We start from the raw sequence: 23550 nt of genomic DNA on the forward strand, positions 1-23550 counted from the left end.
CAAAAGACAACTTTCATAGTTCTATTATACGCAAAGAAAAGAGACTCACCAATATAGTGAGTCTCTAAAAATATTTTTACTTTTCAAGATCTGCTAGACGTTGACGAACTGCTTCGCGTTTTTCTAGGTAATCTTGCTCTTTCGCACGCTCTCCTTCAATAACCGCTGCAGGAGCTTTCGCTACGAAACCTTGGTTAGAAAGTTTCTTCTGTACACGTTCTACTTCTTTATCGAACTTCTCAAGTTCTTTCTCAAGACGAGCTCTCTCTTCATCAAGATTGATAAGATCAGCTAACGGTAAGAATAACTCTGCACCTGATACGATTGCAGTCATTGCTTTTTCTGGCGCTTGTAAGTCCGTTTGAATTGTTAATTCGCTTGGGTTACAGAAACGCTCAATGTAAGAGCTATTTTTCGTAAGTTGAGCAAGTACAGCCTCATCTTTTGCTTTAATTTGCATTTGAACTTTTTTGCTCATTGGCGTATTTACTTCTGCACGGATGTTACGAACAGAGCGAATGATATCAACTAGAAGGTGCATTTCTGCCGCAGCCTCCGTATCTTGTAAATCTTCGCGAACTGTTGGCCACGCAGCTACTGTAATAGACTCGCCTTCATGCGGTAAATGTTGCCAAATTTTCTCTGTTACGAATGGCATGAATGGGTGTAATAGACGCATTGTTTGATCTAATACGTAAGCTAAAATAGAACGAGTTGTTTTCTTAGCTGCTTCATCTTCACCGTATAGTGGAAGTTTCGCCATTTCAATATACCAATCACAGAAATCGTCCCAAATGAAGTTGTATAATGAACGACCAGCTTCACCGAACTCATATTTATCCATGTTACGTGTTACGCTTTCGATTGTTTCGTTTAAGCGAGTTAAGATCCACTTATCCGCAACTGATTTTTCACCAGTTAAATCGATTTCTTCATACTTCATATCATCCATGTTCATTAATACGAAACGTGATGCGTTCCAAATTTTATTAATGAAGTTCCAAGTAGATTCTACTTTTTCCATGCTGAAACGTAAATCTTGACCTGGTGCACTTCCTGTTGATAAGAAGAAACGCATTGCATCTGCACCGTACTTCTCGATAACATCCATTGGATCAATACCGTTACCAAGAGATTTACTCATTTTACGACCTTGCTCGTCACGAACTAAACCGTGAATTAATACATCTTTAAATGGACGCTCGCCTGTAAACTCTAAACCTTGGAAAATCATACGAGATACCCAGAAGAAGATGATATCATAACCCGTTACTAGTGCATCTGTTGAATAGTAACGTTTGAAGTCTGCTGAATCTTCATTTGGCCAACCAAGTGTGGAGAATGGCCATAATGCTGAACTGAACCATGTATCAAGTACATCGTTATCTTGATTCCAGTTTTCAATATCTGCTGGTGCTTCTGTACCTACGTATACTTCACCAGTTTCTTTATGGTACCAAGCTGGAATACGGTGTCCCCACCATAATTGACGAGAAATACACCAGTCATGAATATTTTCCATCCAACGTAAATATGTGTTTTCAAAACGCTCTGGTACGAACGTTACTTTTTCTTCTTCTTTTTGTTGAAGCGCTACTGCTTTTTCAGCAAGTGGAGCCATTTTTACGAACCACTGTGTTGATAAATAAGGCTCAACAACCGCACCGCTACGCTCACTATGACCTACTGAATGCATATGTGGCTCGATTTCTACTAATACGCCAGCTTCTTGTAAGTCTTTTACTAATTCTTTACGGCATTCGAAACGATCCATACCGTTATACTTACCAGCTTTTTCGTTCATCGATCCATCTTCGTTCATTACTAAGATGCGTGGTAAGTCATGACGGTTACCTACTTCAAAGTCATTCGGGTCATGAGCTGGTGTAATTTTTACAACGCCCGTTCCGAAATCTTTTTCTACGTACTCATCAGCAATAATCGGAATCTCACGGCCTACGATTGGAAGTGTAACTGTTTTTCCGATTAAATGTTTGTAACGATCGTCTTCTGGATGAACTGCTACTGCTGTATCACCAAGCATCGTTTCTGGACGAGTAGTAGCAAGACGAATGTGACCAGAACCATCTGTTAACGGATAGTTCATATGGTAGAATGCACCTTGAACTTCTTTATGAATTACTTCAATATCAGAAAGAGCTGTACGTGTTGCTGGATCCCAGTTGATGATATATTCACCACGGTAAATTAAGCCTTTTTCGTATAATTGAACGAATACTTTATTAACCGCATCTGATAAACCTTTGTCTAATGTGAAGCGTTCACGAGAATAGTCTAGTCCTAAACCAACTTTCCCCCATTGTTGACGAATGTGAGAAGCGTACTCTTCTTTCCACTCCCAAGCTTTTTCAAGGAATTTTTCACGGCCAAGATCGTAACGTGAAATACCTTCTTCACGAAGTTTTCCTTCTACTTTCGCTTGTGTTGCGATACCAGCATGGTCCATTCCTGGAAGCCATAGTACATCGTATCCTTGCATACGCTTCGTACGAGTTAAAATATCTTGAAGAGTTGTATCCCAAGCATGACCTAAGTGTAACTTACCAGTTACGTTTGGAGGTGGAATTACAATTGTATACGGTTGTTTCTTCTCGTCTCCTGTTGCTTCAAAATATTTGCCTTCAAGCCACCATTGATAAAGGCCTTCTTCAACGGACATATGATCATATTTAGTTGGTAAATTCTTTTCCGTGTTTGACATTATTTTCCCTCCTTAAAATAAAAAATGTCCCTCATCCAAAAAGGACGAGGGACATCGCGGTACCACCTTTATTTACAAACAAATTCATAATTTGCTTATACTCTTAATTTGATAACGGACAAATCCGTCTTTTCCTAATAAGAACTATTCCGTTCAGAAAAGATGCTCCAGGGCTACCTTCTAACATAACTATCTAGAGAATCTCCCAGCTAATGATTCTCCTCTCTGAAGACGTTTCATGTTATACTCTTCCCCTTCAAGGCATTTATATGATTGTTAATTATTATATACAATAGTGTAAAAAACGAAACCTTATTCGTCAAGATAAATTTAAAACTACAGCTTTTGGTGCCAAAAAGAAGATAAGTAGAATCCTCTACTTATCTTCTTTACCCCGCTATTTGTGGGCAGTAAGACCTCCACCTCAAAACTCAGCTGAAGCAAAGAAGTTAGATGGGAGCCCTGGTGCCCGTAAACGCCCAATTAGTGAAGGCTAATCATCAGCGGGGAATGTTTACTTTATCCGTTCCCTTGCTGGGCAGCTTGTAATTGTGACAGGAAATATTCTATATTGCTAACGAGCCAATGCGATTGTTGCAAACTCTTTACTCCGCGCAGTTCATTTTCCTCGTTACGATTATCTCTTCTTTTCTTATAAGACTGGATTTGCCGAATAAATTGCGATGGATACGTCATATACGCAAACATAAGTAGTTGCTCTTCTTTCGTAAAAGGGAAATTTTTTTGATAAATTTGAAACCATTCAAACCGATCACTTCTTGCGATTGGATATGTGTTTAAAGACCGTGAATAAAAACCTACTATATCTTGCACAGGCGTTGCAAACTTCGATTTTTCTAAACTAATAAAATAGCCATTCCGTTCATAGTCAAATAAAAAATGATTCAGTGACACATTACCATGCACAAAAGTAATACGCGTTTTCTCCTTTTCTTTCATCGCATCGTTCCACTCATTTAATTGCTTCGTTGCAAATTCACGCGCTCTCATTACATGATGATAGTACGTACAATATTGCAATTCAAACGGGGACATATACCATTTTGATTCAGATTCTACGAGAAACTCTTCTAACATCTCACCATCATTTTCCCAACGATCGGATATACTTGTATAATGTTTTTCTAAATCTTCTTCCGTATACGTTTCTTCCTTCACAGTTTTTTGATGCAACGTTCCAAGTGTCTGAAACATTTTATGGTATTGATCATTGTCCTCACCGTTTCCTTCTGCACGTTCTAACCAAGGCATTAAATAATAATTATACGTCCCGTCACTTAAAATATAACTTCCATCCGTCGCATGATATATAGGTACATAATTTGAAAAACCTTTCTCCTTCAAATATTGAATATGATGCAGAAAGTTATTCCGCTCTAACTTTCTGCCTTCTATTTTCTTGAGTGCATATGGACCTTGATTCGTATAAATTTTCATTACATTTCCGTGCTCTTCCATATGCTGCGTATCCAATCTATATTGCCTCACGATAGGTTCATAGTGATTTCGCAACTCAATATCCATACGAATAACCCTTTCTATTCAAAACATAGCCTCTAAGAAAGGAAGTGAGTGAAAACACTCACTTCCTTATTTCGCCTTTACCCTTGAAACGGGAATATAAATAATTTGCCCCGTATTTAAAAATATATCTTCTGTTTGATTGACACGGTATAAATTTTGTACAGACGTTTCATAACGGTCTGCAATAGATTCAATTGTATCCCCTTCTTGCACGAAATACATTCTTAACTTTGTAAATTCTTCTTCCGGTTCTTTCGTAAATAGTTTTGTTAAATAAAGCGCATTTTCATCTCGCTGTGAGTACTCTTCTTCTTGTTCTTCCTGCTTTTTCGCTTTTTCTTTCTTGAAATCTTTTCGTCCGAACAGTTCAAATTGCGGCGTTGTTTCTTGCTCCTCTTCACGTTCCACAAATTCATGTTCTTCTATTTTCTCTTCTTCTAATTCCTGCTCTTTTCTTTCCTCTAATTGGAACGGTTCAAATGCGTAATCTTCCCACTCATCTGATTCCTTATATGCTGGTTCTTCTACATGCGGCGCCGGTCTATTTTCATCCTCTTGCGCTGAATCTTCTTCTAACTCAGCATACACCGTTTCTTCCTCTTCAACTTCATCCTCGCTTCTCTCTTCATCACACAAACCGGTAATAGATATATCCGCTAATAATTGTAAGCAACCATTTTCCTTTAATTCATAATCAAATTCCTCGATTGATACATATAGCTCTTCAATTACTTTCACTCGATTTCTCGGAATTGATATTTCAAGTGGAAAGGAATGAACAAGTTCATTAACCCCATCTTCTCTTGTTTCTACATAATCAATTGACTTTGCTGGCGATAGTTCTCTTAATGAATACGCGGAATCATCTTTTCGTGCAACATACTCTCCCGTTAAATCTAATTGTCCTCTCACGATTACTTCATGATCAAGCTCTTCTATCTCAACGTCTGGATCTAACGAAATTGACAAAAGTTCTTCGACTTCCTGTCCTTTTTGGAACCACACAGATTCTTTTAATGAAAATCGTAATGAATGATCTGTAGCCACTTCTTTTCCCCCTCCCAAACTATATGTCATTACAGATTTATGTGTGGGAAGCTTACTTTATGAATAAAAAAAATCGCTCCCCTTATGGAGAGCGATTTTCTCTAATACACTACGCTTTTAATTTTGACATTGCAATTTCAGCTGCTGCAATCGTCGCTTCAATATCTGCATCACTATGTGCTGTCGATAAGAATAAACCTTCGAATTGAGATGGTGGTAAGAATACACCTTGTTCTACCATTTCACGATAGTAAGCCGCAAAGAATTCTAAGTTTGAAGATTTTGCTGCATCGTAATTAATAACGGGTTCATCTGTAAAGAAAATACCAATCATAGAGCCTGCACGGTTAATATGATGCGGAATGCCATGTTTTTCAGCTGCTTTACGTAATCCAGCTTCTAACATTTCAGCTTTACGCTCAAATTCTACATATGATTCTGGCGTTAACTGTACTAACGTTTCATAACCTGCCGCCATTGCAAGTGGATTACCTGATAAAGTACCAGCTTGGTAAATCGGTCCGCTTGGCGCAACTTGGCGCATAATTTCTGCTTTACCACCGTATGCTCCTACCGGTAAACCACCACCGATTACTTTACCTAGGCATGTTAAATCAGGCGTTACGCCATAATAACCTTGGCCACAATTATAAGCTACTCGGAACCCTGTCATTACTTCATCAAAAATAAGCAATGCACCGTTTTGTTCTGTTACTTCACGAAGACCTTCTAAAAATCCAGGCTGCGGAGGAACAACCCCCATATTTCCTGCTACTGGTTCTACAATTACACAAGCAATATCATCACCGAATTGTTCAAACGCGTATTTTACGCTTTCTAAATCGTTATAAGCTACTGTAATCGTATTTTTCGCTACACCTTCTGGTACACCAGGACTATCTGGTAAACCTAAAGTCGCCACACCAGAACCAGCTTTAATTAATAACGAATCACCATGACCGTGGTAACAACCAATAAATTTCAAGATTTTATTACGACCTGTATAACCACGAGCTAAGCGTAGTGCACTCATTGTTGCTTCCGTTCCAGAGTTAACCATACGCACAATCTCAATTGATGGCACGCGCTCAATAACAAGTTTTGCTAATTTATTTTCAATTTCTGTTGGTGCACCGAAGCTTGTACCTCTTTCAGCAACAGATTTTAACGCTTCTACAACACGATCATTTGCATGACCATGAATTAAAGGACCCCATGATAATACGTAGTCGATGTATTCATTCCCATCGATATCATATACTTTAGAGCCTTTTCCACGCTCCATAAACAACGGATTCATCCCAACAGACTTAAAGGCACGAACCGGGCTATTTACGCCACCAGGCATTAAGTCTTGCGCCTCTTCAAACGCTGCAATTGACTTATCAAACTTTTTCATTATTTAGCGCCTCCTTCTTGTAACCATCTTGCTGCATCTTTTGCATGATACGTAATAATTAAATCTGCCCCTGCACGTTTCATACTAATTAATTTTTCAAGAACAACTTCTTTTTCATTAATCCAACCATTTTGCGCTGCCGCTTTAATCATCGAATATTCACCACTTACATTATAAGCGACAACTGGTAAATTAAAGTTATTTTTCACATCACGAACGATATCTAAGTAAGAAAGAGCTGGTTTTACGATTAAGAAATCTGCACCTTCCATTACATCTGATTCTGCTTCACGGAATGCTTCCATACGGTTTGCCGGATCCATTTGATATGTTTTACGGTCACCAAATTGCGGTGCACCGTGCGCAGCATCACGGAATGGTCCATAAAATGCTGATGAATATTTCACAGCGTACGACATAACTGGCACGTGTCCAAAACCATTTTCGTCTAATGCATGACGAATTGCTGTTACGAAGCCGTCCATCATGTTTGATGGCGCAATAATATCCGCTCCTGCTTTCGCTTGACTTACAGCTGTTTTCGCAAGAACTGCAAGAGACTCGTCATTTAAAATAATCCCATCTTCAATTACACCGCAATGACCATGGCTTGTAAATTGACATAAACATGTATCTGCAACTACTACTAGCTCAGGGAAATCACCTTTAATTTGCTGAATAGCACGTTGTACAATTCCATGATCACAGTATGCTGATGATCCAACTTCATCCTTTTCAGCAGGTAAACCAAATACAATAACAGAACGAATACCTAAATCAACAACTTCTTGCATTTCAGCTTGCAATAAATCTAAAGACATTTGATATACGCCCGGCATAGAAGGAACTTCATTACGAACATTTTCACCTTCTAATACAAAAATAGGGTAAATAAAATCTTCCGTATGTAAAAACGTTTCACGCACAAGTGCACGCATGCCCCCGCTTTGTCTTAAACGACGATGACGATTAAATTGTAAAGAGTTCATAGATTTCTATCCCCATTCTTTCATTTTATAGATTCACAAACATATTGTAGTAATGCTTCTACAGTGTACTCTTTCGGCACAATAACAGACGAAAAATAAAGACTTGCCTCTTTTTCCGTAATAGGTCCTATACAAGCAATTGTACATTTTTTTGTCCATTCTCTCCAGTTTGTACCCTCAAGTAAACGAACAAAACTAGTAACAGTTGAAGGGCTCGTAAATGTAATAATGTCTACTTTCCCTAACTTCAATGCTGCTATAAGTTCTTGCTTTTTTTCTATATTCACTTTCGTACCGTATACGATTAGCTCATCTAGAGAAACACCAATTTCCCGAAGTGCAACCGGAATTACCTCTCTTGCTAAATTCCCTTTCGGAAATAAAATACGTTCGTTTCCACTTAATTCTTTTAGAAACTCTTCTGCAAATGCTTCTGCAACAAATGAAGTCGGAACAAAATGAACTTGATAGCCCCTTTTTTCTAACTCTAATTTTGTTTTCACACCTACCGCAGCGATTCTAATGGTTAGCGGTAGTTTCTTTTTTAAACTATCTAGAAAAAAAGCTACACCATTTCTGCTCGTAAAAATAACCCAGTCGTATGAATGTAGCTGCTCTTCAATATGTTGAATTTGCCTATGAGACATACCTTCCATACGCAAAAGCGGAATTTCCAATGGAATTCCGCTCTTTTCTTTCACTGCTACACTCATTTGTTTCGCTTGATGCTGGGCACGTGTAATCAATACCGTTTTTCCAGCGAGAGCGTTCATATTTATTGTTGCTCCTTATTTGCAGCAAGAATGAGTTCTTTGGCGCCTTGTTTAATTAAACGGTCCGCGGCCTCTAACCCTACTTCCTCAGGGTTAGTACCCACTACTGTCTCTTTTAATAAAACAGAGCCATCCATAGAGCCGACAAGAGCTGTTAATTCGATTGCATCGTTTTCTGTAAGGGTTGCATATCCAGCAATTGGAACTTGGCATCCACCTTCAAGTTTATGAAGAAATACTCGCTCCGCTGCCACTGTTCTTTCTGTTATCGTATCATTAATATGCGCTAACAACTGCAATAAATCCTTATCATCCTCACGACACTCAATCGCTAATGCACCTTGTCCTACAGCAGGTACACATAACGTATCATCTAAATGTTCTGTAATAACATCATTATCCCAGCCCATTCTTTGTAATCCAGCTGTCGCTAAAATAATCGCATCGTAATCTTCTTCTTTTAATTTACGTAAACGTGTATCGATATTCCCGCGAATCCACTTCACTTGTAAATCTGGTCTCGCAGCGAGTAGCTGTGCACTACGTCTTAAACTACTCGTACCTAAAATAGCACCTTCCGCTAACTCTTTAAACGATGCTCCATTTTTTGAGATAAAAGCATCACGAGGGTCAACACGCTTTGGTGTACAGCCAATCATTAAACCTTCTGGAAGTACGGCTGGCATATCTTTCATACTATGTACAGCCATATCGATTTCTTTCGTAAGTAACGCATGCTCAATTTCTTTAACGAACAAGCCTTTTCCGCCTACTTTTGAAAGAGTAACATCTAAAATAACATCACCTTTTGTGACAATTTCTTTCACTTCAAATTCATATGGTAGACCTAGGGCTTTTAACTGATCAATAAACCAGTTTGTTTGCGTTAATGCTAGTTTACTCTTTCGTGACCCTACAATAATTTTGCGCATAATTCTCTCTCCTCATTATAAATACCAAAAGTGGAAATTGGACAAACTGCTTAATAGAAAAATGTTTACTAGCATTACGAGAAACGATCCGATATTCCACTGTACAATTTTCTTACCTTGCAACACATCTGCCGCTCGTAAATATAAACCTGTGCAATACACAAATAGAACGACAAAAGATCCGATTACTTTCGTATCATACCAATGGAAATTATCCAATTTTGTATATCCCCATATACATCCTAATAAAATTGCTAGTAAGAAAAATGGAACAGAAAATAAATTTAATCCGTAAGACATAGATTCTAGCTTCGGTAAATTCCCTAACCTTCTTAATCTCGCATTCCATTTTTTCTTTTTTAATAGGCGATATTGCAATAAATACATAATAGAAAAAATGAACGATACAGTAAACGTTGCGTAAGAAATAATTGCCATACCGACATGCACGTATACAAGTTCTGAAACTAATTGTTCCGCAAGTACTGGCGACATCTTTCCGAGCGGTGTAAAAATAGAAAAAGCGCTTACGCCAAATGCTACAACATTTGTAAAAAAGACTAAAAAGTCAATTCTCATAAATCGATTAATAACTAACGACATCGTAATCAATAACCAAACATAAAAATAAATCCCTGATAATAAAGTTAAAATAGGATTCGTTTCTGAATCTGTAGCTCTAAGCAACATAAAAATAGACTGCAGGACCCATACAATCGCAAGTAACCAAAAAGCAAATCGGTTCGCCTTTCGGTTACTTTGGAAATAATCTATAAAATATAAACTAATGCTACAAGCATATAAAATAATTGCAATATGATAAATAATACTGTTATTTAAAAAACTCATCCGATCATCCTTCCAAATTATAAAGATGGAACGGATGGTGTCCACACTCTTTTATGTTCTACTTCTTCCGCACGACTCTCTACTTCTTCCGTTTCTAAATCAAAAATCTTTGCAAATAACGCTAATTTTTCGCTCGCTCCCTCTTCAGCAGCTATTTCTTTCGCTACTAAAATTGGGTCTTTTAATAATTGATTAATAATACTTTTCGTATGCTTACTAATAACTTTTTTCTCACGATCACTAAGGTTTGGTATTTTTCGCTCTAGGCTTACCATCGTTTCACTTTGGATTGCAAGTGCCTTATCACGAAGAGCTGATATTAATGGAACAACACCAAGTGTACTTAACCACGTTTTAAACAGAACAATTTCCTCTTCAATCATAAATTGAATTTTCTCTGCCTCTTTCAAACGCTCAGCACGGTTTGCCTCCACTACTCCTTGTAAATCATCAATATCATACAAGAAAGAACCTTCTAGCTCATCAATCGCTGGATCAATATCACGCGGCACTGCAATGTCAACCATAAATAATGGACGACCAGAGCGCATTTTCTCCACCTTTGTCATCATCTCTTTCGTAATGACATACTCAGATGCACCAGTTGAACTAATTAAAATATCTGCTTCTAATAATGCACATTGTAATTCGCTTAACGATTTTGCATGTCCCATATATTTCTCAGCCATTACTTCTGCTTTCGAAAGCGTCCTATTCATAACTGTTACTTTACGAGCACCACTTCCATATAAGTTTTGTAGTGCAAGTTCGCCCATTTTACCAGCACCAAGAATAAGCACATGACAATCTGTTAACTCGCCAAATATTTTCTTTCCAAGCTCAACAGCAGCATAACTAACAGACATTGCACTTTCCCCGATTGTTGTTTCTGAGTGGGCACGTTTTGCTAATGTAATGACTTGCTTAAACAATTCATTAAAAATTGTGCCTGTTGCTTTAACTTGTTGCGCTTCTAAAAAGCTATCTTTTATTTGACCTAAAATCTGCGTTTCTCCGACTACCATTGAATCTAAACCGCACGTTACGCGGAATAAATGATCTATTGCGCCATCTTGTTCAAAAATAGTTAAATATGGCGCGACTTCTTCTATTTCAAGCTGAAACCAATCAGCTAAAAACTTCTTAATATAATACCGTCCCGTGTGTAATTGATCGACAACAGCATAAATCTCAGTGCGATTACAAGTTGACACAATGACATTCTCTAACACGCTCTTTTGATTTTGTAATGTAGTCATCGCTCGCTCTAGTTCTGCTGCCTGAAATGTGAGTTTCTCACGAAATTCTACAGGGGCTGTTCGATAATTTACACTAACAACAAGAATATGCACGCAGCATGTCCCCCTTCACCCGTTTTATCACTTTATCTACTATCATAATACAACTTTCCTCTTATGAATCTGACAATCGTGTGAACAACCGATTATTTTTTTATTTATTCTCCGTATGTAATAAAGGAGATTCAGTAAAACGAATAAAAACTTTCTACTTTATAATGATTATAAATTAATAACTCTATTTGTACGTTACCAAAAAAAGCCCTCATAATCAAGTGATGGAAACTATTCCATATGAATTATAACATCATCTTTCCTATCTTCTTTCATCATGAAGGAAAATATGTATGATTGTTCCAAATTGTAGCACGAACTTTCTCCATACAATGTATTTGACATTGTATTTCTTTTTCGTTATATTGGTTTTACAAAATTAAATTGTGCACAATTTAATAAGGAAGGAGTTATGTATGGTAGATAATTCTTTACATCTAGATAACCAACTTTGTTTTTCTATTTACGCCTGTTCTAGAGAGGTTACACGCTTTTACCGACCGTATTTAGAAGAAATGGGCATTACGTATCCACAGTACATTACTTTACTCGTACTATGGGAGCAAGATGGACTCACAGTAAAAGAAATTGGAGAACGTCTATTTTTAGATTCCGGTACGTTAACACCTATGTTAAAACGAATGGAATCATTAAACCTTGTAAAACGCGTTCGTTCCAAAGAAGATGAGCGAAAAGTATGTATTGAATTAACAGAACAAGGTAAAGATTTACAAGATAAGGCTTGTTCATTACCAACAACAATGGCAACAAATTTAGGAATTACAGAACAAGAATATCGTTCTTTATTAATTCAATTAAATAAACTAATTGAAACAATGAAAACAATTAATGATAGAAAAGGGGAATAAACATGGATAAATTATATACTGCTTCAGTAACTGCTACAGGTGGAAGAAACGGAAAAGTAGTCTCAGATGATGGCATATTAAATCTTGATGTGAAAATGCCGAAAGCACTAGGTGGTGCAGGCGGAGAGGCAACAAATCCAGAACAACTATTTGCTGCTGGTTATGCCGCTTGTTTTGATAGTGCATTACAACTTGTCATTCGTACAAAACGTGTGAAAGTAGAAAGTACAGAAGTAACTGCTCACGTTTCTATCGGAAAAGATACAGATGGTGGTTTCGGCCTATCCGCTGTACTTGATGTACATGTCGCTGGCGTTTCACATAGCGAAGCACAAGAACTTGTAGAAGCCGCTCACGGTGTATGTCCTTACTCGAAAGCAACACGAGGAAATATTGAAGTTACATTAAACGTACGCTAAAAAATTTAGCAAAACAAAAACGCGCGACATTCGTCACGCGTTTTTTGTTTTTGTAAATTTATGAATTGCTTTCCACGCTTCTTCTTTTCCAAGTCCTGTTTCAGAAGAGAATAGAACAATTTCATCGCCAATTTCAACAGCAAGCGTTTCTTTTACAACTTTTAAATGCTTTTGCCATTTCCCTTTCGGAATTTTATCGGCTTTCGTCGCAATAATAATTGTTGGGATTTCATAATGCTTTAAGAAATCATACATCATCACGTCATCACTTGTTGGTTGGTGACGTAAATCAACTACTAATACAGCTGCGTCTAATTGTTCACGCGTTGTAAAGTACGTTTCAATCATTTTCCCCCATGCAGCGCGCTCCGATTTAGATACTTTCGCATATCCATAACCTGGAACGTCAACAAAGTGCATCATCTCATTGATTAAGAAAAAGTTCAGCGTTTGCGTTTTTCCTGGTTTAGAAGAAATACGTACTAACTTTTTACGATTTAAAATTTTATTAATAAAGGAAGACTTCCCCACATTTGAACGACCTGCTAATGCAATTTCTGGTAAATCACTGTCTGGATATTGTTCTGGTTTAACAGCACTAATTACAATATCTGCTTTTGTTACTTTCATTGTTTCACTCCTACTAATGCGTGCTCCAATACTTCATCTAAATGAGATGCAAGCACAAACGTAAGGTTTTCTTTTACGCTCTCTGGAATATCATCTAAATCTTTCTCGTTTTCTGCTGGCAAAATAATTTTTGTTAAGCCTGCGCGGTGAGCACTTAATGTTTTTTCTTTTAAACCACCAATTGGTAATACACGACCACGAAGTGTAATTTCACCTGTCATACCGACTTCTTTACTTACAGGAATACCTGTTAGCGCAGAAATAAGTGCCGTTGCCATCGTAATACCTGCTGACGGTCCGTCTTTTGGAACTGCTCCTTCTGGAACGTGAATATGAATATCATTTTTCTCATGGAAATTCGGATCGATCTGAAGCTCTTCTGCACGAGAACGTATATAACTAAACGCAGCTTGTGCTGATTCTTTCATAACATCCCCAAGTTTCCCTGTTAAAATTAGTTTCCCTTTTCCTGGCGCTACAGAAACTTCAATGGCAAGTGTATCGCCGCCTGCTGCTGTGTAAGCTAGACCTGTTGCCATACCAACTTGGTCTGTTTTTTCAGCTTGCCCATAACGGAATATGTGTTTACCAAGTAAATCAACAATCTTTTTCTCTGTCACAACGATACGTTTACGTTCTGCTGTAACGATAATCTTCGCTACTTTACGGCAAACTTTTGCAATTTGGCGCTCTAGCGTACGAACACCAGCCTCACGTGTATAATAACGAATAATCTCAAGCAGCGCTTCATCACGCACTTGTAAATTACCTTTTCGTAAGCCATGTTCTTTTAATTGTTTCGGCAATAAATGCTCACGAGCAATGTGTACTTTTTCAAGTTCTGTATAGCCAGCAATCGAAATGATTTCCATACGGTCAAGTAATGGACCTGGAATACTTGAAAGTGTATTAGCAGTTGCTACAAACATAACTTTTGATAGATCATATGGTTCTTCAATGTAATGATCACTGAAGTTATGGTTTTGTTCTGGATCTAATACTTCAAGTAATGCCGCTGATGGATCTCCACGGAAATCGTTAGACATTTTATCAATCTCATCTAATAAGAAGACTGGATTAACTGTTTTCGCCTTTTTCATACCTTGAATAATGCGTCCTGGCATTGCTCCAACATATGTACGGCGGTGACCACGAATTTCAGATTCATCACGTACACCACCAAGAGATACACGGACGAAGTTACGATTCAATGATGTTGCAATTGAACGCGCTAACGAAGTTTTGCCGACCCCAGGAGGGCCTACTAAACAAAGGATAGGTCCTTTTAATGAATTCGTTAACTTCTGTACAGCTAAATATTCAAGTACACGCTCTTTCACTTTTTCAAGACCGTAATGATCGTTATTTAAAATCTCTTCCGAATGAGCAAGATCAATTATATCTTCTGTTGCCTCTGTCCACGGAAGCGCTAATAACCAATCAATATAATTGCGAATAACACCACTCTCCGCAGAACTTGCTGGTAACTTTTCATAACGATCTAATTCTTTCAGCGCAGCCTTCATTGTTTCTTCCGGCATTCCTGACTGTTCAATTTTCTCACGAAGTTCTTCTACTTCTCCGCCCTTGCCTTCTTTGTCGCCAAGTTCAGTTTGAATCGCCTTCATTTGCTCACGTAAGAAATATTCTTTTTGCGTGCGCTCCATGGAACGTTTCACTTTTTGCCCAATTTTCTTTTCTAGGCTAAGTAACTCTTGTTCATCTTGAATAATTGAAATAAGTGTTTGTAATCGTTCTTTTACAGATACAATCTCTAGAATCTCTTGTTTCTGCTTCGTTTTAATCGGCAAGTGAGAAGCAATTAGATCAGCTAATCTCCCTGGTTCTTCCACATCAGCTACCGTTGCAAATGTTTCATTTGAAACTTTTTTCGAAACTTTAATATATTGTTCGAAATGCTCCAGTAACGTACGCATAAGAGCTTTCTCTTCTAAATCATCTTCTACTTCTTCAGTTACCGTTTTAATCGACACTTGTACTACATTTTCTTCTTCGATAAACTCTATTACTTCTGCTCTATGTAAACCTTCCACAAGGACACGAAGCGTACCGTTCGGCAATTTTAACATTTGCTTCACTTTCGCCACCGTACCTACACTATATATGTCATCTTCTTTCGGATCATCGATATTCATTTCTTTTTGCATTGCTAAAAAGATGATATTTTCATCCATTGCCGCCTGCTCTAGTGCTTGTATCGATTTATCACGTCCTACATCAAGATGCAAAACCATCGTTGGATATACGAGAACGCCTCTTAATGGTAGGAGGGGCACGATTCTTTCGTTCGTATTCATACTAGACATAGCACCTCCATAATAAATTAAACTCCTGTTCAACTATTTTATATTACAATACACCTAGATGCAATTGCTGAGATTCCGCGCAATTGTAAATAGCTTGTTTTTCTACCTCACGAAAAGAAAAAAGACTCCGATTAAGCATACAAACTTAAACGAAGTCTGGCAAATTTTATTATTGTTTATTTTTACATAGATTGTGCATCAGTTTCGTCTACCTTAGTATGTACATCTAGCTCTCTATGCATATTTTCTTGCATAAACGTTAACTCAAATACTTCTTTTAACTTACGGACAGGAATAATTTCAATTCCCTTGATCGTATACAAAAATGGTTGCATATTTTCAGCAGGAATAATGACTTTCTTAGCTCCCGCTTTTTTCGCAGCTTTTATTTTTGCGTACACGCCACCAATAGGTTTTACTTCTCCGTGTATACTTATTTCCCCTGTCATCGCTACTTCATTATTTACATACGTGCGGTGCACCGCAGAATATACACCTGTTGCCATAGCGATTCCTGCAGAAGGGCCATCAATCGGGATACCACCTGGAAAATTAATATGTATATCATATCCTTCTGGCAACACATCTAAAGAACGAAGTACTGTTAATACATTATCAACAGAGCCTTTCGCCATACTTTTACGACGAATCGATTTCGTTTGACTACCAATACTTTCTTCTTCCACAATTCCGGTAACATTTACCGATCCTTTATCTTTCGCCTTGATTGCTGTTACTTCAATTTCTAATAACGCACCTGTATTTGGTCCGTATACAGCAAGACCATTTACAAGACCAATCCTTGGAATCGGATAAATGCGCTTTTCATATTTCGGTGTAAGCTGACTTGAGTGAACAACCCACTCTATATCTTCATCCTTAATGAAAGAACGTTCTTCATTTATCGCCATACCAGCAGAGATTTGCACGAGATTAATCGCTTCTCGTCCATTCCTTGCATACATCCCGATCATTTCAATACCATTTTCACCTATTTGCATTTCCACTTTTTCCGCGGCATTTTTCGCTACTTTTTGAATTTCTTCCGTATCTAATTCACGGAAAAATACTTCTAAGCAACGTGACCGAATAGCAGGAGGAATTTCCTCTGGCGAACGTGTCGTTGCTCCAACTAAGCGAAAATCTGCCGGTAAGCCTTTTTGGAAAATATCATGTATATATGTTGGGATCATCGTATTTTCTTCACTATAGTACGCACTTTCTAAAAATACTTTTCGATCTTCTAACACCTTTAACATTTTGTTCATTTGAATCGGATGGAGCTCGCCAATCTCATCAATAAACAAAATACCACCATGTGCATCTGTTACAGCACCTTTTTTCGGTTGCGGAATACCTGCTTGCCCCATCGCCCCAGCACCTTGATAAATCGGATCATGCACCGAACCTATTAAAGGGTCTGCGATACCACGTTCATCAAACCGAGCTGTTGTCGCATCAAGTTCAATAAATGTTGCATTCGTACGAAATGGAGATTTAGGATTTCGTTTCGCTTCTTCTAATACAAGACGTGCTGCCGCTGTTTTCCCAACACCTGGCGGGCCATATATGATTACATGTTGCGGATTCGGACCACAAAGAGCCGCTTTTAACGACTTAATTCCGTCCTCTTGCCCTACAATATCTAAAAAGGTTGTAGGACGCACCTTTTCTGCTAGCGGCTCTGTTAAAGAAATCTCACGCATTTTACGAAGCTGTTCTAATTCTTTTTTCGATTCTCGATCAATTGAAACTTTTTGTGTTCGTTGATTTCGAAGTAAATGCCAGAAATACAATCCGACAATTACACCAAAAACAAGTTGAACAACTAAAAATATATTTGTCCAGCTCATTATTTATTTCCTCCCGCAATATTTTATCTCTTAGTATTTCCGCGGAGGAACGTAGCTAAACATAAAGAAAAACAGCAATTATAAAAATTGCTGTTTCCCTTTCGCATTATGCAGATGTTTTTGTATCAAGTACAGTACCGTCTTGTAACACCAATTTTGGCGGCTCATTATCAGCTACTGTTTCTTTTGTAAGAATACACTTCTCGATATCTTTACGAGATGGAAGTTCGAACATTACATCAAGCATTAAGCCTTCAATAATAGAACGAAGTCCACGAGCACCCGTTTTACGTTCAATTGCTTTTTTCGCAATTTCGATTAGTGCACCTTCTTCAAACTCTAACTCAACATCGTCAAGCTCCAATAATTTTTGGAATTGCTTAACAAGTGCATTTTTCGGTTTCGTTAAAATATCAACAAGAGCATCTTCATCAAGTGGCTCTAGGTTCGCAATAACTGGAAGACGACCGATAAACTCTGGAATTAAACCAAATCTTAAAAGATCCTCTGGTAATACGTGAGATAAAACATGCTTCTCATTCACATCAGCATTTTTCTTCTCAGAACCAAATCCAATTACTTTTTCACCAAGGCGACGTTTAATAATCGGCTCAATGCCATCAAACGCTCCACCACAAATGAATAAGATGTTCGTTGTATCAATTTGAATAAACTCTTGGTGCGGATGCTTACGACCACCTTGAGGTGGAACGCTTGCTACAGTACCTTCTAAAATTTTCAGAAGTGCCTGCTGCACACCTTCACCAGATACATCACGTGTAATTGATGGATTTTCGGACTTACGTGCCACTTTATCAATCTCATCAATATAAATGATTCCTTTTTCCGCTTTCTCTACATCATAATCAGCTGCTTGAATTAATTTTAGTAAGATATTTTCTACATCTTCCCCAACATATCCAGCTTCTGTTAAAGATGTTGCGTCCGCGATTGCAAATGGAACATTTAAAATACGCGCTAAAGTTTGTGCCAGTAATGTTTTACCACTACCTGTTGGCCCGATAAGTGCGATATTACTCTTCGCTAATTCTACATCATCAATTTTGCTGTTAGAATTAATGCGTTTGTAATGGTTATATACCGCTACCGCTAGTGCTTTTTTCGCGCTATCTTGCCCGATGACATACTCATCTAAGATTTCACGAATTTCTACCGGTTTCGGTACATCTTTGAATTCTACTTCTTCGTCCTTCGCAAGCTCCTCTTGTACAATTTCAGTACAAAGTTCGATACACTCGTCACAAATGTAAACACCTGGACCTGCCACTAACTTTCGAACTTGCGTTTGTGTTTTACCACAGAAAGAACATTTTAATTGCCCTTTTTCATCATTAAATTTAAACATATTTTCACACCCCTTACAAAGTGCTAACCTCTTGCCTTCGTATGTACACGATAAATGTATCGTATGTAAATACATATTATGTCACTACGTGGCGAGAAATACAAATAATATGACTAGTTATGTACAAATAAAAAATTTTTAAAACTTTTGAAATATGTATATTCGACTTGTAAAGGAACTTTTCCTTCTCCATCGAAAAGTTTTATAAATATATTTCTATATTTATAAAACAAGGCACGATTTTAATCGTGCCTTGTTATTTTATTATGCAGCGTTTTCTACTAAGAAGTCTACAGCTTTACGCACTTTAAGATCTTCAGCTAAAGCGTCTACGCTTCCAAGAGCTTGCTTGATAGCGTCTACTGGCATACCGTACATTTCAGCCATTTTTTCAACTTCTGCAGTTACTTCTTCTTCAGTAACTTCGATGTTTTCAGCTTCAATGATAGCTTCAAGAACAAGATTGATTCTTACACGTTTTTGTGCATCTTCTTTCATTTGCTCTTTTAATTTGTCAGCATCAGTACCTGTGAATTGGTAGTAAAGCTCAAGGTTCATACCTTGTTGGCTTAAACGTTGCTCGAATTCACGAACCATACGATCTAACTCAGTGTTGATCATAGCTTCTGGAATTTCGATTTCAGCGTTAGCAGCAGCTAATTCTACTACTTCGTCACGTACTTTGTGCTCAGCTTCGTGCTTTTTGCCTTCTTCTAAGTTTGTGCGAAGTTTTGCTTTTAATTCATCAAGAGTTGCAACCGCTTCGTCTGCTTCTTTAGCGAACTCGTCGTTTAACTCAGGAAGTTCTTTTGTTTTGATTTCGTGAATTGTTACTTTGAATGTTGCTGGTTTGCCAGCTAATTCAGCAGCATGGTACTCTTCTGGGAATGATACTTCAACGTCTTTAGACTCACCAGATTTAAGACCGATTACTTGCTCTTCGAAACCTGGGATGAATGTACCAGAACCGATTGCTAGAGAGTAGTTTTCGCCTTTTCCGCCTTCAAATGCTTCGCCATCAACGAAACCTTCGAAGTCGATTACAGCTGTATCACCGTTTTCAACAGTTCCTTCTTCTTTAACAACTAGTTCAGCTTGACGTTCTTGTAAAGATTTTAATTCGTTCTCTACATCTTCGTCAGTTACAGTTGTTTCAACTTTTTCTACTGCTAAACCTTTGTACTCACCTAATTTAACTTCAGGTTTCACTGTAACTTTTGCAGTGAAGATAAGGTTAGCATTTTTTTCGAACTTCTCGATGTCGATTTCAGGATGATCAACTGGGAAGATACCAGCTTCTTCAATCGCTTCACCGTATGCTTTTGGTAAAATGATATCTAAAGCATCTTGGTATAAAGATTCAATACCAAAGCGTTGTTCGAATAATGGACGAGGCATTTTTCCTTTACGGAAACCTGGTACGTTAATTGTTTTTACTACTTTTTTGAACGCAGCGTCGATAGAGTTGTTTACTTCTTTAGCATCAACTTCGATTGTTAAAACGCCAACGTTACCTTCTAATTTTTCCCATTTTGTAGACATTTATTCTTTCCCTCCAACTATAATAATGTATGCACATACCTCTATAGATTAAGATCTTCATTATCTCTTTTTTGAAATAACAAATACACAAATAATCCTCTAGCAAAAGCTTTCAGATATAATGTTCCAATCTACTAATTGCCCAGAAGACAACTACGGTATATTTTGTTCGAGAATAATATGAAACATATTAAGTAAGAGAATTACACTTCTCTTCTCTTACAAACAGGCAGTTTTCTGCCTTTTGCAACCCTTACATTATAACATAGAATATGCTCGTTTCAAGAACTGAACGATTCTTTTTCATAATTATACGGGCAAATATCCTTCTCTTTCAACACGTAATAACCATTGATAGGCAATATGAAACTCTTCCAATTCGATATTGTATGCTGCCATAAGCTCTTCTTCATCAATAGCCAATCCGAAACGCTTTCTTCCAATTCTCTCTAAAACAGCTGACCAAATCTCTTCTTTATCCATTAATAGAGCAAATGGGAAAACACTAATTTGCAATTCTTTCCAATATGTAACCATTGCTTCAAATATATCGGGATAATTTTGCTCTAATCGACTTGATAATTTATGTATAATGTTATTGGATTGCTCCTCATTATGACCTGTAAATGCTGGAATTACCTTAATCGTATTCCCAAACTTTTCTACCTCTATTTCCTCTTCTACCTGACTTTCTATCATTTTATACAAAATAGAAGTTTTCAAATAGGGGTGTTGCTCTTCTTCTATTAAAAATTTCTTTAAAACAGGTAATGCAAGATCTAAGTCTTTTAACGAAAGTCGCTGAATCGCTCTTAGCTTCTGTCCAAAGTTTTCTCCAAAAATTTCATTAGTAAACTCATCCAACTCAAAATTTGAATCCACTAGCGATGCGTCTCCCTCATTGAGCATACCTTCTGCAAATAAAGCAAGTTGCGCTAATTTTTCCTTTTGATCAGGCATTATATCTTTCGTTTGTAAAACCTTTTCAACAGTTTCAATAACACCTTCATAATCATTTGTTTGAACTAAAATAGTCACGTACGTTTCAAGAATATCACCAAATAAGACAACTCCTGTTTTAAGCAACTGTTCACATTTGTCTTTCGCTTCTTCCATACGTTTTAATTCGAGTAAACAAATAACTGAAGCTAATTCCGTTTGTTCCGTTTCCGCATTATACTGACGTAATATTTCAAAGCAGCGCAATGCATCTTCGAACTTCCGCTCTTTCAGCGCTAAAAAACCTTCATCAATATAGCGCTCTGATAGTTGTGGAAACAATACGACCGTATTTTCTTTTTTATCCATACGTCCGCCTCTTTTTCTTGATTTTAATTATGTTCAAAGTAAATATATCAAATGCGTAATGAGAACACAACATCCCAAAACTATTTGTTTGAAATATAAAAATATTTAATTTTTACATTCCAATACGAATAAATCTCTACTAAAAATTAAAATTGTACAAATAAAAATCCCCAGCAACAAGCGCAGAGGATTCATCATTAATGGAAAGCTTTTATAATTGTGGGGTATATTACAAGGGTAATAATTTGGAGAACAATAATTGCCATAACAATCATGCTAAAATAGAAGATTGGTTTACTTCGCTTCATTAAAAACATAATAATAAGCATCGTACAAGCAAACAAACTTAAGAAGAACAAACTTGTTGTCGAACTAAGTATACCACTTGGGACAAAGAACAATAACACTACACTACAAGTACCTATAATTCCAAATAACCATTCCATTCATTCACTCATTCCCTTTCCCTCTCATGGCTGTTTTCTCTAAGCAATCAAATGTTTCACAACATCAACTACATACGTTAATTTCTCATATGCTACAAATCCAAAAGCAACCGTTAAGCCCGTTACAACTAATCCTTTCATCATTTCTGCCTCCTCGTTTTATCGTTGTTATCTTCATTATAAAAGATTAGCAATTTGTTACCATCGAACTACCTTACAGTTACCTTACAGAATTGTAAGATTTCAAAAGAGGATAGAAAAACACCTCACATAGCTTGAGGTGCTTTCACGGAATTTCTCTATAATCACTTGCAAAATTAACTTTTTTCTCTTGGTTATTTTTCGGAGAATCCAATCTTAAACTAATAGATTTACTAAATAATTTAGGATCAAAATAATTATTCATTACTTTTCTTAACTTACCTTCAGATATTTTCGTATTACAAGAAAACAAAGGATGAAAATGATGTTAATATATTTTTATACAATTAAGAATTTAATTTACAAGGGGGATTATATATGTTTAAAAAAATGGCCGCAGATGTATTAGGACTAAGCGATGTAGGTTCTGTTATTACACCTAAAGACTATGATAAGGTCGATGCCGATGATTATGTAATGCATGAAGATGGAGAGAAAATTTACTTTCTAATTAAATCGAAATCAGATGAATATTGCTTCACAAACAAAGGGTTAATTCACTTAGACGGTACAAGCGCAACAAGTAAAAAACGTACACTACGCCGCTTTCGTTATAGTAAATATCAAATTAAAAACGTAGCACTCGAAACTGCAGGAACGATTGATTTAGATGTAGAAATTAAGTTTCAAATGGGCGATGAACATTACTCAATTGATGTTCATAAAAAACATATTGAAGAATTAAAAGATTTATATAAGGCTTTACTTAAAATCGAAGAAATTTCATACGACAACGATATTACATTACAATATGCACATAAAAGTTTAGATATGGCATCTAATGCCTTTAGCCGCATTTCAAACGCACAAGTAAATTTAGCAGAGCAATTTAAAGAAATGAACGAGATTGCCTTTAACTGGCTTGTTGATACGAAGAAACAATATAATGTGAAAGATTATGGTTTTGTATTTGAGAAGTTTATTAACAACTAATTTAAAATACACAAAAAACCTTGTTATCAAGAGATAACAAGGTTTTCT

19 protein-coding genes and 1 other annotated feature are annotated in these 23550 nt (G+C 37.0%); of the genes, 3 read left to right on the plus strand and 16 right to left on the minus strand.

Annotated features, from left to right (window positions below):
* Positions 1 to 76: 76 nt before the first annotated feature.
* The 9 genes from GD442_RS21850 to hemA form a co-directional block, all read right to left on the minus strand.
* Positions 77 to 2722, minus strand: coding sequence for a valine--tRNA ligase (locus tag GD442_RS21850; protein WP_000072244.1), 2646 nt, complete (start codon positions 2720 to 2722; stop codon positions 77 to 79).
* Positions 2723 to 2759: 37 nt separating this feature from the next.
* Positions 2760 to 2991, minus strand: a binding site (T-box leader).
* 250 nt (positions 2992 to 3241) lie between these two features.
* A complete protein-coding gene (ysxE, locus tag GD442_RS21855; RefSeq protein WP_000350656.1) occupies positions 3242 to 4267 on the minus strand; it encodes a spore coat protein YsxE in 1026 nt (341 codons plus the stop codon).
* Positions 4268 to 4333: 66 nt separating this feature from the next.
* A complete protein-coding gene (gene spoVID, locus GD442_RS21860) occupies positions 4334 to 5344 on the minus strand; it encodes a stage VI sporulation protein D (RefSeq protein ID WP_002024850.1) in 1011 nt (336 codons plus the stop codon).
* Between the two features lie 79 nt (positions 5345 to 5423).
* Positions 5424 to 6713 (minus strand): glutamate-1-semialdehyde 2,1-aminomutase, encoded by a 1290-nt coding sequence (gene hemL, locus GD442_RS21865; protein WP_000712943.1) that lies wholly within the window; start codon positions 6711 to 6713, stop codon positions 5424 to 5426.
* On the minus strand, positions 6713 to 7702 hold the full coding sequence (hemB, locus tag GD442_RS21870; protein WP_001087065.1) for a porphobilinogen synthase: 990 nt from the start codon (positions 7700 to 7702) through the stop codon (positions 6713 to 6715). The genes hemL and hemB overlap by 1 nt, the downstream gene beginning before the upstream one ends.
* Before the next feature lie 20 nt (positions 7703 to 7722).
* Positions 7723 to 8475 (minus strand): uroporphyrinogen-III synthase, encoded by a 753-nt coding sequence (gene hemD, locus GD442_RS21875; protein ID WP_071740488.1) that lies wholly within the window; start codon positions 8473 to 8475, stop codon positions 7723 to 7725.
* A 2-nt stretch (positions 8476 to 8477) separates the two neighbouring features.
* Positions 8478 to 9407 carry a hydroxymethylbilane synthase gene (gene hemC, locus GD442_RS21880; RefSeq protein ID WP_001226407.1) on the minus strand — a complete coding sequence of 310 codons (930 nt, stop codon included), beginning with the start codon at positions 9405 to 9407 and terminating at the stop codon, positions 8478 to 8480.
* 15 nt (positions 9408 to 9422) lie between these two features.
* On the minus strand, positions 9423 to 10256 hold the full coding sequence (locus GD442_RS21885) for a cytochrome c biogenesis protein (protein WP_000008991.1): 834 nt from the start codon (positions 10254 to 10256) through the stop codon (positions 9423 to 9425).
* Positions 10257 to 10273: 17 nt separating this feature from the next.
* Positions 10274 to 11608: a glutamyl-tRNA reductase gene (gene hemA / locus GD442_RS21890; RefSeq protein WP_000547868.1), complete on the minus strand. Its 1335-nt coding sequence runs from the start codon at positions 11606 to 11608 to the stop codon at positions 10274 to 10276.
* Between the two features lie 416 nt (positions 11609 to 12024).
* Between hemA and GD442_RS21895 the strand changes: the two genes are divergently transcribed.
* Both GD442_RS21895 and GD442_RS21900 read left to right on the plus strand, forming a co-directional pair.
* Positions 12025 to 12477 carry a MarR family winged helix-turn-helix transcriptional regulator gene (locus GD442_RS21895; protein ID WP_000228198.1) on the plus strand — a complete coding sequence of 151 codons (453 nt, stop codon included), beginning with the start codon at positions 12025 to 12027 and terminating at the stop codon, positions 12475 to 12477.
* A 2-nt stretch (positions 12478 to 12479) separates the two neighbouring features.
* Positions 12480 to 12896 (plus strand): organic hydroperoxide resistance protein, encoded by a 417-nt coding sequence (locus tag GD442_RS21900; RefSeq protein WP_000359781.1) that lies wholly within the window; start codon positions 12480 to 12482, stop codon positions 12894 to 12896.
* 33 nt (positions 12897 to 12929) lie between these two features.
* On the opposite strand, the gene ysxC is transcribed toward GD442_RS21900, so the two are convergent.
* The 7 genes from ysxC to GD442_RS21935 form a co-directional block, all read right to left on the minus strand.
* Positions 12930 to 13526 carry a ribosome biogenesis GTP-binding protein YsxC gene (ysxC, locus tag GD442_RS21905; protein ID WP_000869116.1) on the minus strand — a complete coding sequence of 199 codons (597 nt, stop codon included), beginning with the start codon at positions 13524 to 13526 and terminating at the stop codon, positions 12930 to 12932.
* Complete coding sequence (lon, locus tag GD442_RS21910; RefSeq protein ID WP_000097289.1) at positions 13523 to 15853, minus strand: endopeptidase La; 2331 nt, start codon at positions 15851 to 15853, stop codon at positions 13523 to 13525. The genes ysxC and lon overlap by 4 nt, the downstream gene beginning before the upstream one ends.
* A gap of 182 nt (positions 15854 to 16035) precedes the next feature.
* Complete coding sequence (gene lonB / locus GD442_RS21915) at positions 16036 to 17706, minus strand: ATP-dependent protease LonB (protein ID WP_000119176.1); 1671 nt, start codon at positions 17704 to 17706, stop codon at positions 16036 to 16038.
* A 106-nt stretch (positions 17707 to 17812) separates the two neighbouring features.
* On the minus strand, positions 17813 to 19072 hold the full coding sequence (clpX, locus tag GD442_RS21920; protein ID WP_000472289.1) for an ATP-dependent protease ATP-binding subunit ClpX: 1260 nt from the start codon (positions 19070 to 19072) through the stop codon (positions 17813 to 17815).
* 264 nt (positions 19073 to 19336) lie between these two features.
* Positions 19337 to 20614 carry a trigger factor gene (gene tig, locus GD442_RS21925; RefSeq protein WP_000105215.1) on the minus strand — a complete coding sequence of 426 codons (1278 nt, stop codon included), beginning with the start codon at positions 20612 to 20614 and terminating at the stop codon, positions 19337 to 19339.
* Between the two features lie 309 nt (positions 20615 to 20923).
* A complete protein-coding gene (locus tag GD442_RS21930; protein WP_000358277.1) occupies positions 20924 to 21922 on the minus strand; it encodes a hypothetical protein in 999 nt (332 codons plus the stop codon).
* A 197-nt stretch (positions 21923 to 22119) separates the two neighbouring features.
* On the minus strand, positions 22120 to 22368 hold the full coding sequence (locus tag GD442_RS21935; RefSeq protein WP_001983650.1) for a hypothetical protein: 249 nt from the start codon (positions 22366 to 22368) through the stop codon (positions 22120 to 22122).
* A gap of 519 nt (positions 22369 to 22887) precedes the next feature.
* Between GD442_RS21935 and GD442_RS21940 the strand changes: the two genes are divergently transcribed.
* Positions 22888 to 23502: a PH domain-containing protein gene (locus GD442_RS21940; RefSeq protein WP_000473863.1), complete on the plus strand. Its 615-nt coding sequence runs from the start codon at positions 22888 to 22890 to the stop codon at positions 23500 to 23502.
* Positions 23503 to 23550: the final 48 nt, after the last annotated feature.

This window comes from Bacillus sp. A260 (assembly GCF_009861435.1).
GTDB classification, from domain to species: domain Bacteria; phylum Bacillota; class Bacilli; order Bacillales; family Bacillaceae_G; genus Bacillus_A; species Bacillus_A cereus.